Annotated in this window: 16 protein-coding genes; 15 read left to right on the top strand and 1 reads right to left on the bottom strand. The window is 61.9% G+C overall.

All coding sequences use genetic code 11. From position 1 onward, the window contains the following. The first annotated feature begins 213 nt into the window (after positions 1-213). The 13 genes from IVB01_RS00490 to IVB01_RS00430 are packed head-to-tail and all read left to right on the top strand — an operon-like array spanning position 214 to position 9548. Positions 214-657, top strand: a complete 444-nt coding sequence (locus IVB01_RS00490) for a hydrogenase accessory protein (RefSeq protein WP_247494163.1) — start codon at positions 214-216, stop codon at positions 655-657. Further along, entirely contained in the window at positions 654-1511 is an 858-nt protein-coding gene (locus IVB01_RS00485; protein WP_247494162.1) for a hydrogenase expression/formation protein, read from the top strand. Before IVB01_RS00490 ends, IVB01_RS00485 begins: the two co-directional genes overlap by 4 nt. Further along, entirely contained in the window at positions 1508-1708 is a 201-nt protein-coding gene (locus IVB01_RS00480; protein WP_247277974.1) for a rubredoxin, read from the top strand. The genes IVB01_RS00485 and IVB01_RS00480 overlap by 4 nt, the downstream gene beginning before the upstream one ends. Then, positions 1705-2220 (top strand): [NiFe]-hydrogenase assembly chaperone HybE, encoded by a 516-nt coding sequence (gene hybE / locus IVB01_RS00475; RefSeq protein WP_247277973.1) that lies wholly within the window; start codon positions 1705-1707, stop codon positions 2218-2220. The genes IVB01_RS00480 and hybE overlap by 4 nt, the downstream gene beginning before the upstream one ends. Continuing rightward, positions 2217-3311 carry a nickel-dependent hydrogenase large subunit gene (locus IVB01_RS00470; RefSeq protein ID WP_247354105.1) on the top strand — a complete coding sequence of 365 codons (1095 nt, stop codon included), beginning with the start codon at positions 2217-2219 and terminating at the stop codon, positions 3309-3311. The genes hybE and IVB01_RS00470 overlap by 4 nt, the downstream gene beginning before the upstream one ends. Further along, complete coding sequence (hypA, locus tag IVB01_RS00465; protein WP_247277971.1) at positions 3304-3645, top strand: hydrogenase maturation nickel metallochaperone HypA; 342 nt, start codon at positions 3304-3306, stop codon at positions 3643-3645. Before IVB01_RS00470 ends, hypA begins: the two co-directional genes overlap by 8 nt. Further along, on the top strand, positions 3645-4541 hold the full coding sequence (gene hypB, locus IVB01_RS00460; RefSeq protein ID WP_247494161.1) for a hydrogenase nickel incorporation protein HypB: 897 nt from the start codon (positions 3645-3647) through the stop codon (positions 4539-4541). The genes hypA and hypB overlap by 1 nt, the downstream gene beginning before the upstream one ends. After that, positions 4538-6787, top strand: coding sequence for a carbamoyltransferase HypF (gene hypF / locus IVB01_RS00455; RefSeq protein WP_247494160.1), 2250 nt, complete (start codon positions 4538-4540; stop codon positions 6785-6787). The genes hypB and hypF overlap by 4 nt, the downstream gene beginning before the upstream one ends. Further along, a complete protein-coding gene (locus IVB01_RS00450) occupies positions 6787-7023 on the top strand; it encodes a HypC/HybG/HupF family hydrogenase formation chaperone (protein ID WP_247301001.1) in 237 nt (78 codons plus the stop codon). The genes hypF and IVB01_RS00450 overlap by 1 nt, the downstream gene beginning before the upstream one ends. After that, a complete protein-coding gene (gene hypD / locus IVB01_RS00445) occupies positions 7020-8162 on the top strand; it encodes a hydrogenase formation protein HypD (RefSeq protein WP_247494159.1) in 1143 nt (380 codons plus the stop codon). The genes IVB01_RS00450 and hypD overlap by 4 nt, the downstream gene beginning before the upstream one ends. Next, positions 8159-9199, top strand: a complete 1041-nt coding sequence (gene hypE / locus IVB01_RS00440; RefSeq protein WP_247354107.1) for a hydrogenase expression/formation protein HypE — start codon at positions 8159-8161, stop codon at positions 9197-9199. The genes hypD and hypE overlap by 4 nt, the downstream gene beginning before the upstream one ends. 8 nt (positions 9200-9207) lie before the next feature. Further along, positions 9208-9375 carry a hypothetical protein gene (locus IVB01_RS00435; protein ID WP_247449447.1) on the top strand — a complete coding sequence of 56 codons (168 nt, stop codon included), beginning with the start codon at positions 9208-9210 and terminating at the stop codon, positions 9373-9375. Beyond that, on the top strand, positions 9372-9548 hold the full coding sequence (locus IVB01_RS00430; RefSeq protein ID WP_247449445.1) for a formyltransferase family protein: 177 nt from the start codon (positions 9372-9374) through the stop codon (positions 9546-9548). Before IVB01_RS00435 ends, IVB01_RS00430 begins: the two co-directional genes overlap by 4 nt. Before the next feature lie 1686 nt (positions 9549-11234). On the opposite strand, the gene IVB01_RS00425 is transcribed toward IVB01_RS00430, so the two are convergent. Beyond that, the gene (locus IVB01_RS00425; RefSeq protein ID WP_247335134.1) at positions 11235-11417 is read right to left on the bottom strand and encodes a hypothetical protein; all 183 of its coding nucleotides are present in this window, start codon (positions 11415-11417) and stop codon (positions 11235-11237) included. Between the two features lie 127 nt (positions 11418-11544). Between IVB01_RS00425 and IVB01_RS00420 the strand changes: the two genes are divergently transcribed. Together IVB01_RS00420 and IVB01_RS00415 are read left to right on the top strand one after the other, a co-directional pair. Further along, positions 11545-12930, top strand: coding sequence for a sugar ABC transporter substrate-binding protein (locus IVB01_RS00420; protein WP_247494158.1), 1386 nt, complete (start codon positions 11545-11547; stop codon positions 12928-12930). Between the two features lie 81 nt (positions 12931-13011). Continuing rightward, positions 13012-13953: a sugar ABC transporter permease gene (locus tag IVB01_RS00415; protein ID WP_247494157.1), complete on the top strand. Its 942-nt coding sequence runs from the start codon at positions 13012-13014 to the stop codon at positions 13951-13953. The last annotated feature ends 1 nt before the right edge of the window (position 13954 follow it).

Here is a 13954-nt window from a genome sequence, read left to right as displayed (position 1 = left end):
CCCGCGTCCTCGCTGGAAGATAAATTTCTATCTGCTAGGTTCATTCATCCGATATGGAAATTAGCTTTCCGTCCTGGGATTGATGCATCTTCTGTCGTGGAAATATATGATTCAAATCAACTAGATAAATTAGGAAAGGTGATAACCGTCCTTGGCACGTACCTTGCTGATCCCTATTCCCAGCAGAATCATAAGCTTGTCAGGGGAGGTCTGATGAAATTGCAGCAGGGAAGGCAGGAACTGGCGCGGCGTGGCTTGCCGGAGGTGGATGCTGCGACGGTCGATCGTTTTCTGAATACGACCGACGAGGCCCGCGCCATCGCCGTGTTGCTGTCGGCAGGAGACCCCGCGCGTTTTCCGGAGGCGACCGACGTCGCGGTCGTGCTGCCGGAGCTGATCGAGGCATTCAAGGGGCGGTTGCGTGCCGCGGTGATCGCCTGCGGTGCCGAGAGCGAACTCGGCCAGCGTTTTGGCGTACGCGTGCAGCCGACGCTGATCTTCGTCGCCAAGGGCGAGACACTCGGGCTGATCGCGAAGATCCAGGACTGGTCGATCTATGTCGACCGCATCACCAAGCTGATCGACCGTCCGCGCGGCACGCGCGGCGTTGTCATGACAACCGTCGTTCCCCAACACCGCCAAGGTGTCGAACTATGAAAGCGGGCTTCTGGACTGCGCCCGAGGGGGCGGAGCAGCCGATCAACGTGTTTCCGATCGGCGATGAGAACCTGAACGCGACGAGCGGCAGCCTGACCGCCCCCGGAGCCTTGGCCAAGCTTGCCACGCTCGACAGCGCGGAACTCGCCAGGATCTGCCCGAACGCCGTCGAGCTGTTGTCGAAGGTGGCCGCAGCGATCGCGAGCCAGAAGGCCGACATGCCGACGCAACTGTTCCGGCTTGCCGATCTCAACGATCTCGAGCGCAAGCTGATTGTCGACGTGATGGGCGAGGGCGAAGTGGCCGCCCTCGTTGCGCTGCCCGATGGATCATTGGCGCAGATCCAGGAATCTGTGCTGGCCGGGATCTGGCGCGTGCGGCTCGACGCCAATCACGAATATCTCGAGGTCGGGCCGATCCCGGAGATCGTGAAGCGCGCGGCTGCCGATCTCACGGCTGCGGATTTCGAGATCGGGCAGGCCCCCGAAGGTGCCATGAACGTGCTGCCGGTGCTTGCGGAAATCCGCGAGCGGGCGCTCGCATGGCGGCCTGGCATCCGCTCGCAGATCATCAATTTCACGCTGCTGCCGATGAGCCCGGTCGACATGAGTTTTCTCCAGGACACGATCAAGAACGGGCCGATCCAACTGGTTTCTCGCGGCTATGGTAGCTGCCGGGTGCTCTCCACGGGCATCCGCAATGTCTGGTCGGTGCAGTTCTTCAACGCCACGGACGCCATCATCCTCGATACGCTGGAGGTCGGCGGCGTGCCGACGGTGGCGATTGCGGCTGACGAGGACTTCGAGGACTCGGCTGAGCGGCTTCAGGAGATCATCGAGACCTATTTCAAATGAGCGGGTTCGAGAAGCGCCAGGACGTCGCCGATGTCACGCGGCTGGAATGCGGCATCTGCTGGACGATCTATGACCCCACTGATGGCGACGGGGTGGCACAGATCGAACCCCGCACTCCGTTCGCGGCGTTGCCGGAAGACTGGCGCTGCCCGAACTGCGACTCTCCAAAATCCAAGTTCATGGCGATCGAGTCATGACGGCTGATGCGCAAATTCCTGCCAGCGCCGCCGACGCCGACGCGTGGGGCGAGCTCTTGGCAGGAAGCTATCGGGAGATCGGCGAGCGCGCGATGCGCGATCTGCCGATCTACAACGACGCGCTCGGCGTCGAAGCGGTCGGTTTCCGCTGGTTCAACGGCACGACCACCGGCATCATGGTCACGCCCTGGTTCATGAACGTGGTGATGCCGGCGAGCGCGATCGCGCGGGATACGTCGGGCCCGAGCCTGCGAATCCGCTTCCCTGCGGGCGATATCGAATTCACTCTCAGCGAGGTCGGACAAATGGGCCTGATCGCGAGCTGCTCGCTGTTCTCGCCGATGTTCCAGTTCGCGGACATGGTCGCGGCGCGGGCGACGGCCGAAGCGACCCTCGCCGAGCTGATGCTGCCGGCCGACAGCGAGGAGGCGGTCCGTCGTCGCGAGCCCGCAACAAGCCCGATCGATCGGCGTAACTTCCTGCGCGGTGTTCTGACGGAGCGGTGCGGATGAGTCTGGCCTTCCGCAACGAGATCGACATCACGGTGTGGCTCGCCGGCGGCACGATTGCCGACGTCGCGATCCGGCCGCGCAGCCGGCCGCCGTTGACGCGCTTGTTCGCGGGAAAGCCGGCCTCGTCACTGCCGTCGGTGCTGTCGCGTCTGTTCTCCCTGTGCTCAATGGCGCATCAGGTAGCTTTCCTGTCCGCGGTCGAGGCGGCGCGGGGCGAGCATGCCAGTCTCGAGATCGAGCACGGTCGCGTCGTCGCTGTCGTCGCCGAACGCCTGACCGAATTGTTGCGCGGCCTGTTCGTTGGCCGTCTCACGCTTGACGGCGCCGGCGCCGCAGCCGTTCGTGCCATGATGGAGGCCACGGCCGTTCTGGGTGGCAGCATCGCCGAGCGCGGGGAGGCGGTCTCGCGCCGTGAGGCGGTGGCGAAGATCAGGGCATCGCTCGCCGCGCTCGGGATCGCGAGCGAGGAGCAAACCCCCGGGGCCGGCAGCGCGCTGGCGGTACATCTTGCGAATTTCGATGGGCATGCCTTGCTGCCGCCGGTGGTCGAAGAGTCATTCCTGTCGGCAGCCGACGATCTCGAAATCGTTATGCGGCTGCTTGCCGATGGCGCGATATTCTCCGATGCGCCTGATCTCCATGGCCGGATTCCGGAGACCGGCGTCTGGGCACGGCGGGTTGGGCGTGAGCCGATCCTGCCGCCGGGCGCGGGGCCCGCCGAGCGTCTGAAGGCGCGGATCGCGGAAGTGGCGCGGCTCTGCGCCTTCCTAGAGGCGGACGATGGGACAGTCGAGGACGCCGTCCTCCAGAGCTACCGGCTGGGGACCGGCAGAGGCGCGGGTGCCGTCGAATGCGCGCGGGGCCGGCTGTATCATGCCGTCGAGCTCGACGATGAAGACCGCATCGTCCGCTTCGAATTCTTGGCCCCGACGGAGTGGAATTTCCATGCCCGCGGGCCGTTGGTTCGCAGCCTCCAGGGATCCGTTCTCGCCGGGGGCCGGCAGGGGCTGCATGCGGTCCGCACGCTCGTCAGCTCGTTCGATCCGTGCGTCGGCTTCAGCCTCAGCTTCCGCGAGATCGGCCATGCATGAGATAGCGCTGTGCGAAGGAATCATCGAGATTATCCAGGAGGAGTCGCGCAAGCGCGCCTTCGCTAGGGTGAACGTCGTGTGCCTGGAGATCGGTGCGCTCAGCCATGTTGCGCCTGAGGCGATGAAGTTCTGCTTCGAGGCCGTCGCCGCGCCCACCATTGCGCAAGGGGCAAGGCTCGAGATCGTCGAGACGCCGGGGGCGGCCTGGTGCATGGCCTGCTCCAAAGGCGTCGAGATCAAGCAGCGCTATGAGCCATGTCCGTCCTGCGGCAGCTATCAATTGCAGGCGACCGGCGGCGAAGAGATGCGCGTGAGGGAGCTGGAGGTCGATTGATGTGCACGGTATGCGGTTGCAGTGATGCCAAAGCGTCCATCGAACACACCCATGATCATTCCCATGATCATTCCCATGAGCACGATCATTCGCATCATCATGGGCACAGCCACGACCATCACCATCATCATGATCACGCGCCCGGTGATAGCGGGCTGGTCGATTGCAGCGCCAATCCGGCAGGCCAGCAGATCGCCGGCATGAGCAGCGACCGCATCATCCAGGTCGATCGCGACATTCTCTGCAAGAACAATCGGCTCGCCGCCGACAACCGCGCGCGCTTCCGAACCGACGACGTGCTCGTCTTCAACCTGGTCTCGAGCCCCGGCGCCGGAAAAACCTCGCTTCTGGTTCGTGCCGTGTCAGAGCTGAAGGACAGCTTTCCGATTGGCGTGATCGAAGGCGATCAACAGACCTCCAACGATGCCGAACGGATCCGCTCGACCGGCGTGCCGGCGATCCAAATCAATACCGGCAAGGGCTGCCATCTCGATGCCGCCATGGTCGGCGAAGCCTATAACCGCTTGCCCTGGCTTAACGGCGGCATCCTCTTCATCGAGAACGTCGGTAATCTCGTCTGTCCCGCGGCGTTCGATCTCGGCGAGGCCTGCAAGATCGTGGTGTTCTCGACCACGGAAGGCGAGGACAAGCCGCTGAAATATCCGGACATGTTCGCAGCCTCCTCTCTGATGCTGATCAACAAGATCGATCTTGCGCCCGTACTCGACTTCGATCTTGCAAGGACGATCGAATATGCGCGCCGGGTCAGTCCGAAGATTGAGGTTTCGACGGTGTCGGCGCGCTCCGGTGAGGGTTTTCCGGCATTCTATGCCTGGATTCGCAAGCGGATTGCACAGATGAAGCCGACCGAGATGGCCGTGTCGGGATCAGCATGAGCGGCGAGGCCATGGCGCGAGACCGAACACGGCTGCGCCTGCATGTGCGCGGCGCCGTGCAGGGCGTGGGCTTTCGTCCCTACGTCTACGGCCTCGCCGCGCGCTATCGGCTCGGCGGCTTCGTTGCCAATGATCCCGGTGGCGTGGTGATCGAGGTCGAGGGCGACCGCGCCGCCGATTTTGTCGATGCGCTGCCGCTGGAAAAACCGCCACTGGCTCGGATAGACGAGATTTCCGTGCAACCGGTCGGCATCACCGAAAGCGACGAGTTCCACATCCGCGTCAGTGAGCAGGGCAAGGTCTCGACCCGGATCGCCGCCGATGCCGCGACCTGTCCGCAGTGTCTGAGCGAGCTGTTTGATCCGGCGAGCCGCTTCCATCTCTATCCTTTCGTCAATTGCACCCATTGCGGCCCGCGCTACACCATCGCCGAGCGGCTGCCCTATGACCGCCGTACCACCGCGATGAGACGCTTCGCGATGTGCACGGCCTGCGCAGCAGACTATGCCGATCCGGCGAGCCGTCGCTTCCACGCCGAAGCAATTGCCTGCCCGCGCTGTGGGCCAAGGATCAGTCATGATACCAAGCAGATCGCCACTGCGATCGCTGATGGAAGGATCGTCGCGATCAAGGGGCTCGGCGGATATCAATTGCTGTGCAATGCCCGTGAAGATGCGGCTGTGTGGCGTCTGCGGCGCCGGAAGCATCGCAATCAGAAGCCGTTCGCCGTGATGGTCGGTTCGACGGATGTGGTCGGCGAGATCGCTGAAATCGATGGGGTCGGGCTCGCGCTGCTGGAATCCTCGCCGCGGCCCATCGTGCTGATGAGATCCCGCGATATGCTCCCGCCCGCGATTGCGCCGGAGCTGTCGCGGATCGGCGTCATGCTGCCCGTCGCGCCGCTGCATCATCTTGTGCTGAAGGCGCTCAATTCGGCGCATCCGCGAGCGGACGGCGCAAGTTGGGCGATCGTGGCAACCAGCGCCAATCCTGGCGGCGAGCCGCTGGTGATCGTCAATGACGAGGCCAAACGGCGGCTTGCCGGCATCGCCGACCTGATCGTCACGCATGACCGCGACATCGTCACCCGCGCGGACGACTCTGTCGTGTCGGTGGTCGCGGGCCGAGCGCAGTTCATCCGCCGCGCCCGCGGCTATATTCCCGAGCCGATTAGGCTCGCGAAGTCCGTCCCGTCGGTGCTTGCGGTCGGCGGCGCGCTGAAGTCGACGGTCACCGTCATCCGCGACAACGAAGCCTTCGTCTCCCAGCACATCGGCGATCTCGACACCGCGGAAGGCATTCGCTTTTTCGAGGAGACGGTGGATCACCTGCTCTCGACGCTGGACATCGAGCCGGTCGTCATCGCCCATGACCTGCATCCGAACATGGCCTCGACCCGTTTCGCCGAAGCCAGCGGGAGGCGGCTGATCGCGGTCCAGCATCACCATGCCCATGCGGCATCCGTGATGGCGGAACATGGCGTCGCAGGGCCAGCGTTGGCGCTGGTGCTCGACGGCTTCGGCTACGGCAGCGACGGTGGCAATTGGGGCGGCGAGTTGCTCTCGTGCGATGGTGCACGCTTCCGGCGGCTCGGACATCTGGCGCCGATGAAGATGCCCGGTGGCGATCGCGCGACGCGCGAGCCGTGGCGCATGGCCGCGAGCGTGCTGCACGCCTTGCGGCGCGGCGACGCGATTGCGAAGCGCTTTGCGATGCAGCCGCAGGCTGCGCGTCTCTGCGCTATGCTCGACCAGCCCGGCCTGGCGACGACGACCAGCGCCGGCCGGCTGTTTGACGCGGCGGCGGCGCTGCTTGGTCTCTGTCCGGTGCAGAGTTACGAGGGCGAAGCCGCAATGAAGCTGGAAGCGCGTGTCCGCACACCGCGCCTCGCGGAGGACGGCTGGACGATCGAGAATGGCGTGCTGTCTCTTTTCCCCTTGCTCGAGCGCCTTGCGGTCGATCCGGTCGATGGGGCCGACCTCTTCCATGGCACCTTCGCCGCCGCCTGCATCGACTGGATCGCGCGCACGGCACTGGAGACCAGCGTAACGACCGTCATCCTGAGCGGTGGCTGCTTCCTCAACGCGATCCTCGCAAGCGAGATCGGGCGCGGCTGCGTCGCCGCCGGGCTCTCGCCGTTGCTACCTCGCCAGGTGCCGTCCAATGACGGCGGCCTTAGCCTCGGGCAGGCCTGGGTCGCCGCGCTCCAACTCCTCGAACAGCAAGGCCCGGAAGGAAACGCCTGATGTGTCTCGCGATACCTGCTGAGGTCACAAAGCTCCTGCCCGACGACATGGCCGTAGTCTCGATCGATGGCGTCAGCAAGGAGATCTCGGTGGCGCTGATCGAAAACCTCGCCGTCGGCGACTACGTGATCATCCATGTGGGCTACGCCCTGACCAAGATCGATCCGGAGGAGGCGCAGCGGACGCTGGGGCTGTTGCGTGAAATCGGCGCCGAAAGCCGGGAGGCCGCGCAATGAAATATGCCGACGAGTTTCGCGACAAGGAGATCGCGCTGGGATTGGCGAAGGCGATTCGCTCGGAGGCCGATCCGGAAAAATCCTATCGTTTCATGGAATTTTGCGGCGGCCACACGCATGCAATCTCCCGCTACGGGCTGGAGGACATGCTGCCGAAGAACGTGCGGATGATCCACGGCCCCGGCTGCCCTGTCTGCGTCTTGCCAGCGGGACGCATCGACATGGCGATCCGGCTCGCCGAGCGGCCGGACGTGATCCTTTGCGTCTACGGCGACCTGATGCGGGTGCCGGGCTCGCAGGGTGGCTCGCTGCTGAAGGCGAAGGCGCGCGGCGGCGACGTCCGTATGGTTTATTCCACGATTGATGCAATCCGTGTTGCGGAAGAAATTCCCGGCCGCGCCGTCGTGTTCTTCGCCATCGGCTTCGAGACCACGACGCCGCCGACCGCCGTGATGATCCGGCTCGCTGAGAAGAAGCAGCTCAAGAACTTCAGCGTGTTCTGCAATCATGTGCTGACGCCGCCGGCGATGCAGAACATCCTGGAAAGCCCCGATATCCGCAATATCGGCCGCGTCGAGATCGACGGCTTCGTCGGGCCGGGCCATGTCTCGACCATCATCGGCACCGAGCCTTACGAGTTCTTTGCCGAAGAATTCGGCAAGCCGGTGGTGATCGCGGGCTTCGAGCCGCTCGACATGATGCAGGCGATCCTGATGCTGGTGCGGCAGGTCAACGAGCACCGGCATGAGGTGGAGAACCAGTATAGCCGCGCAGTGACCCGTGACGGCAATCTGCGCGCCAAGGAGGAGGTCTCCGACATCTTCGAGCTGCGCGATCAGTTCGAGTGGCGCGGTCTCGGCCTAGTGCCTTATAGCGGGCTCAAGCTGAAGCGGGCGTACGCCAAATACGACGCCGAGGTCCGCTTCGACATGAACGAGCTTCGCGTTGCCGACAATCCGGCCTGTGAATGCGGCGCCATCCTGCGCGGCGTGAAGAAGCCGGTTGACTGCCAGCTGTTCGGCACGGTGTGCACGCCGGAGACGCCGATGGGGTCCTGCATGGTCTCGTCCGAGGGTGCATGTGCGGCACACTGGACTTACGGCCGCTTCCGCGATCATCAGCAACGGCGGGCGTCATGAAAGCCGATCAGCGCAAGCTCGACATAAGGAACGGCTGCGTCGACCTGTCCCACGGATCCGGTGGCCGCGCGATGTCGCAACTGATCTCGGGCCTGTTCCACGAGGCCTTCGGCAATGAATGGCTGGCGTGCGGCAACGACCAGTCTGCGTTCGATGTCGGCGCCGGGCGCATGGTGATGACGACCGACGGCTATGTGGTCTCGCCGCTGTTCTTTCCGGGCGGCAATATCGGCTCGCTCGCCGTGCATGGCACGGTCAACGACATCGCCATGGCCGGCGCGCGGCCCCTCTATCTCTCAGCGAGCTTTATCATCGAGGAAGGTTTTCGTTTCTCCGACCTGAAGATGATTGCGGATTCCATGGGCGAGGCTGCGCGAGCCGCGGGCGTCTACATCATCACCGGTGACACGAAGGTCGTCGAGCGCGGCAAGGCCGACGGCCTGTTCATCTCGACAGCCGGGGTCGGTGTCGTGCCTGCCGGGCTCGACCTCTCTGCTGGGAATGCCCGCGTCGGCGATCGTGTCCTGATCTCTGGAACGCTCGGGGACCATGGCGTCGCCATCATGTCCAAACGCCAGAACCTCGCTTTTGAGACCGAGATCGTCTCGGATTCCGCGTCGTTGCATGATTTCGTGGCGAGCATGCTGGCGGCCGGCGGCAAGGGCATCCGTTTGATGCGCGATCCCACCCGCGGTGGGCTCGCCGCGACGCTGAACGAGATCGCCCAGCAGTCCGGCCTCGGCTTCCGACTTCAGGAGGCGGCGATCCCGGTGAAGCCAGGTGTTGCTGCGGCCTGCGAACTGCTCGGGCTCGATCCGCTCTACGTCGCCAACGAAGGCAAGCTGGCAGCGATCGTGGCGCCCGAGGTTGCAGCAGCCGTGCTTGCGGCGATGCGGGTGCATCCGTTCGGCCGTGATGCCGCCGAGATCGGCGAGGCCGTGGCAGACGACCACCATTTCGTGCAGATGGCGACGAGCTTTGGCGGCGGAAGGATCGTCGACTGGCTGTCGGGCGAACAATTACCTCGGATCTGTTGAGGCTCAGGATGCGCATTCTGCTTTTGTCGCATTCCTTGAACAACCTGACGCAGCGGCTGCATGTCGAACTCTGCGAGCGTAGCCATGAGATCTCGGTCGAGCTCGATATCCATCCCGACGTGACCCGCGAAGTGTTGCGCTGTATCCGCCCCACCTCGTTATCGCGCCGTTCTTGAAACGGCCGATCCCGGACGATGTCTGGCGTGGCGTGCGTTGTCTCATCGTGCACCCCGGCCCGCCAGGTGACCGCGGTCCTGCGGCTCTCGACCGGGCCATTCTCGAGGGCGTCGCGGAGTGGGGTGTCACGGTGCTGCAGGCGGATGGCGAGTTCGACGCCGGTCCGATCTGAGTCCTGTTGGCTCGGGCGATTGCGCTGGTTTTCTTCCCTAACCACGGACACGCTGCAGACCGCGTTCAAAGCGTCATTCCGCTGCGATGATTTCAAACATAATCGCCGTTGGCAATCTCGCCCATCTTGCCTCTGTCTCATCGAATGCAGGCGGGGGCTCCCAAGGCGGGATTCGATCTGCTCCGCATGCTTTTCTGACGAAGGCAGGCGCTTCGGCTTCGCCAAAGCAGCCTTCAAAATCTAAAATCTACATCTCACCGACCTCATAGCCAGGGGATATCGGATCTCGCCAGTTAAAAAAGACTGGCGCACCCTGCGCCAGGCGATGCAGCTATACGCGCCCTACTGGCTCGATCTGTTGATTTGCGCCGAGAATGCGGGTCAGAGCGCAGGATTTCACAGTCAAGACCCTGTTTGTTGCATCAATTAAGATTCAGGTATCGTTAGGTTCAGCAGTCACGGCGAAGCACTCAAATTGAATGTTCCGGTCGCCAAGGAGGGCGCACTCAGACTCTTGCGCCAATCGTGCGCCGAGAGGCTTGGCATTGTCGTCCCGTAGGTCAGTGCTGCGGTGAAGAAGATGCAGGAGGCACCCACGTAACGCCGACAGGAGGCGAGAATGCACGATAGCTCTTATCGTTCCCAGCACGGTTCAGTAAAGTTCTGCGCAATGTGCGGTCGAAGGTTTGGGCTCGTACGCTACTACAGCTGGCGAACGGCACTTTGCTCCAAGAAATGCGTCGACCGGTTCAGGGAGCGGCGGGAAGCCGACCATAAATGGCTTCGTCGGTTGCGGACGGCTTGAGACTGGCGAGATCAGTCCACAAATCGATGATATGCACTCGGCCGTAGGTTCCCTCGCAATCCAGAAGATCGGCGGGATCATAAGCCGGGTCTCGGAAATCTCATGGCGATCCCGTCTGCAGTTGAGAGCAGGGGGTAGCCAGCCACGCAAAGGCATTTCCCGAAACGTGCAGCAGGAGCGTAAGGCGGCAGTGGCATGCATTGCCGACGTCAAACGCGGCGCAACGGACGCCTGTTCGGCTTTAAGCCAGCTGCTTGTCTCGGCACAGAGGCTGTCCAACGACAGCGGCGACTGAAGACCCGAGTCGAGAAGTTCCTGATGATGGTTCGCGTACCCTAAAGCTGCCTAGTAGGCGCTTCCACCGTCCTGAAGGAAGATCAACGGGCAGCACAATCCGAAATGAAGGAATCAAATGGATACAGCTGAGACTTCGTCCGAAGTTGCGGGCGCAAACATCATCACTGTTCCGTTCGAGGAGAGAAACCAGATCTCAGAGACCAGGAGACACTGTCAAACATTGCGACGGAGCATCGAGAGTTTGCGCGAATGTCTCAGGACCATTGAGAGCATGACTGGGAGCGTTGATGACCGGCGCGTGCGCGAGAACCTTCAATGCCATATAAACTCGTTGAATGAACTGCTGCTGCTGAGGCTTAGTCAAATTATCGACGATCGATCACGCGTTGAAGGAAACGCTTCGCTCTATGGGGTTGCGGAGCCCGTAGATCGAAACGGGTCCTCGCGTTCAATGGGAGGGCCTGTTTAGGGCCAGGACCTCCGCGAAGGCTGCTTGAGCGCAACTCGAGGAATTGATTTGCACGATCAACCCAACCTCTGACGAGCCTTGCGCTCAGTGCTCTTGAGCAGTTCAGTGGAAGTCATCATAGACGCTCGAGCCGAACCGGCATACGCTGCGCGGCAAGCTGATCATTAGCCTGCCGTTTTGCATGCGCTGAATAAATGTGCAGCATCACTGCTTCCATGCCTCTAACTTCAATACCCGTCTGGCCCGGCGTCCAATCCGCGATTCTGTGCTGAATCATCCACTTTTTGACCTTACTCAATTTTACCCAACCTGAGTTCGAAAAGCCGGTTACGACGGAAGAATGACCGCTAGCGTTCCCGCCACTGCGGCCTTTCGGATGAGGAGGGCGCGTGGTTTACGGGCCAAAGAGCCCATCGGAGGGGATCATGCCAAGGAAGCTCGCCGCTGGTTGCGGCCATTCTGCCGATTTTGTCAGAAAAGCTCTTATATGCTGCACGCTTTTGGTCGCGTCGGCCATGACGTCTACCCACGCCAAGGCGGACGACATCAACTGGCGGCAGTTCGAAGGTGCATCGATCGTCTGGGCCTACGACATTCATCCGTACGCCGACGCGGTCGCAGCCCAGCTGCCTGAGTTCGAGAAGCTCACCGGCATCAAGGTGACGCCGGAGCTTTATCCGGACGACGCATATTGGAATAAGCTGACGATCCAACTGAGCACGAAGTCACCAAGCTGGGACGTCGTGGGCACGGGGATTCAGCCCGCTTGGGATCTCGCGCCGGGCCAGTTGCTTGAGCCGCTCGATCGATATCTGAACGATCCAAAACTCACCGCTGCAGGCTATGATTACAAGGACTTCTTCCCTGCGCTGCGGGATGCCCTGACCTGGAAAGTCAAGGAGGGCCAGATCGAGCCCGGAAGCGGGCAGGTTTGGGCGATCCCGCATGGTTTTGAGAACATCCAGCTGTTCTACCGTAAGGACATCCTCGACAAGTACGGCCTCAAGGTTCCGACGACCCCGCCAGAGATGTCCGCGGCGTGCGAAAAGCTGAAGGCTGCGGACGGCGCGATTACCCCGTTGGGCGTGCGCGGCGTCCGCTTTTGGAGCAGCATCCACACCGCCGCCATCTCGATTGCCAAATCCTACGGCGTACATGATTTCCTCATCAAGGATGGCAAGCTCGAGACAGGTCTGGAGTCGCCAGAGTCGATCGCGTTCCACAAGGACTATGTCGACATGATCAGGAAATGTGCGGCTCCGTCCTTTGCCAACGACAACTGGTACCAAGTGGTCGATGGTATCAACTCAGGACGAACCGCGATGGCGATCGATTCCAACATGTTCGGGTTCTGGAACGACGTGGCCGGCAAGCCAGCCTCGGGGAAGATCGCCTTCGCACCCTCCTTGCGTGCTCCGAACAGCAAGAACTTCGAATCCAACATCTGGATCTGGTCGCTTGCGATGAACGCTTCTTCCCAGAAGAAGGGTGCGGCCTGGCTGTTCATCCAATGGGCAACGTCAAAGCAGGTCGAGCTGAATGGTGCCGTTGCCGGCAAGCTCGTCAACCCTCCGCGCGCCTCCACCTGGGCCGACAAGGCTTGGCTCGAATATGCTGCCAAGCCTGAATTCAACAACTTCGTCGACACGTTCAAGAGCGTGCAGGAGAGGGCTGCATTGGCCTTTACGCCCCGAGTAGGCTTTGCCGAAGCAATGAATGCTTGGGCGGTTGCCATGCAGAAGATGGTCAATGGAGCCGATGTAAAGACAACCTTGGCTGACCTCGCATCAGAGATCCGTTCCTCTATGTGAAGCATAAGCAAGGGGCGGCAGTCGTAATTGCCGCCTCTTCACACGTTAAAGGTCAATGAGATGGACCTTCGAGGATCCGACGTGATCGCGACACTGCAGTCTTCGACCAGCCAACTTGCCCCGTCAAAACATGAGGCGGCAAGGGGCATAGAGGAGGCGCGTCTCGACTGGCGGAGCATTGCTGCGATCGCTCCTGCTATCATCATATTGCTCGGATTTCTTTTCCTGTTCTTCTATGGCGTGTTTCAATCGTTGACTGACCTCAAGTTTGGGCGGCCGCTGGTCCGCTTCATCGGCCTCGACAATTACGCAGCCCTGATCAAGACAGCCGATTTCTGGAACAGCGTCCGCGCGACCGTTGTTTACGCCGGATCGGCGGTATTTGTGCAAGCCGCGCTCGGTCTCGCACTTGCCAAGCTGTTCGCCACGGAAGTCTTCCTTGCGCGCCTGATGAGGCCCGTCATTCTCCTGCCTCTCGTCCTACCCCCAATGAGCGTCGCGCTCATGTGGACGACGATGATGGACCCGCAAAGCGGGATCATGAACTATCTGCTGTCCCTTGCCGGCATCAGCCGTTTTGCTTGGATTTCAGACCCTGCGACCGCAATGTTCTCGCTCGTCCTGATCGACGTTTGGACCTATACGCCGTTCTTCGCGTTGATCATTTTTGCCGGCCTGCAGGGTATAAATGATGAGATCAGGGAGGCGGCGCGCGTCAATGGCGCGAAGGGATGGGCAATCTTCCTGCACATCGAGCTGCCGCTTATCGCTCCCTACATTCTGATCGCCGCGGTGTTTCGGTTGATCGAATCCCTCAATCAATTCGACATCATCTTCGGCACAACGCAAGGAGGGCCCGGCAACAGTACCGCCGTGCTTTCAGTGCGCGCCTACATTACAGCGTTCCAGAATCTCGCCTTCGGGCGTGGGGCCGCAGTTATGGTGGTCAATTGGATGATCGTGCTGGTCGGGACGTTCGCCATGGTTAAGCTGTGGCGCTTCGTTCGGCAGCGCGTCAGCTGAA

Source organism: Bradyrhizobium sp. 164, from assembly GCF_023073715.1.
GTDB lineage: Bacteria > Pseudomonadota > Alphaproteobacteria > Rhizobiales > Xanthobacteraceae > Bradyrhizobium.
Note: the sequence above shows the minus strand (reverse complement) of the source record. Positions and strands in the feature narration are given on the sequence as shown.

What these genes read in the sequence shown, in the direction of transcription:
- IVB01_RS00490 (WP_247494163.1), top strand. Translation starts at nt 214, where the DNA reads ATGAAATTGCAGCAGGGAAGGCAGGAACTGGCGCGGCGTGGCTTGCCG.
- IVB01_RS00485 (WP_247494162.1), top strand. Translation starts at nt 654, where the DNA reads ATGAAAGCGGGCTTCTGGACTGCGCCCGAGGGGGCGGAGCAGCCGATC.
- IVB01_RS00480 (WP_247277974.1), top strand. Translation starts at nt 1,508, where the DNA reads ATGAGCGGGTTCGAGAAGCGCCAGGACGTCGCCGATGTCACGCGGCTG.
- hybE (WP_247277973.1), top strand. Translation starts at nt 1,705, where the DNA reads ATGACGGCTGATGCGCAAATTCCTGCCAGCGCCGCCGACGCCGACGCG.
- IVB01_RS00470 (WP_247354105.1), top strand. Translation starts at nt 2,217, where the DNA reads ATGAGTCTGGCCTTCCGCAACGAGATCGACATCACGGTGTGGCTCGCC.
- hypA (WP_247277971.1), top strand. Translation starts at nt 3,304, where the DNA reads ATGCATGAGATAGCGCTGTGCGAAGGAATCATCGAGATTATCCAGGAG.
- hypB (WP_247494161.1), top strand. Translation starts at nt 3,645, where the DNA reads ATGTGCACGGTATGCGGTTGCAGTGATGCCAAAGCGTCCATCGAACAC.
- hypF (WP_247494160.1), top strand. Translation starts at nt 4,538, where the DNA reads ATGAGCGGCGAGGCCATGGCGCGAGACCGAACACGGCTGCGCCTGCAT.
- IVB01_RS00450 (WP_247301001.1), top strand. Translation starts at nt 6,787, where the DNA reads ATGTGTCTCGCGATACCTGCTGAGGTCACAAAGCTCCTGCCCGACGAC.
- hypD (WP_247494159.1), top strand. Translation starts at nt 7,020, where the DNA reads ATGAAATATGCCGACGAGTTTCGCGACAAGGAGATCGCGCTGGGATTG.
- hypE (WP_247354107.1), top strand. Translation starts at nt 8,159, where the DNA reads ATGAAAGCCGATCAGCGCAAGCTCGACATAAGGAACGGCTGCGTCGAC.
- IVB01_RS00435 (WP_247449447.1), top strand. Translation starts at nt 9,208, where the DNA reads ATGCGCATTCTGCTTTTGTCGCATTCCTTGAACAACCTGACGCAGCGG.
- IVB01_RS00420 (WP_247494158.1), top strand. Translation starts at nt 11,545, where the DNA reads ATGCCAAGGAAGCTCGCCGCTGGTTGCGGCCATTCTGCCGATTTTGTC.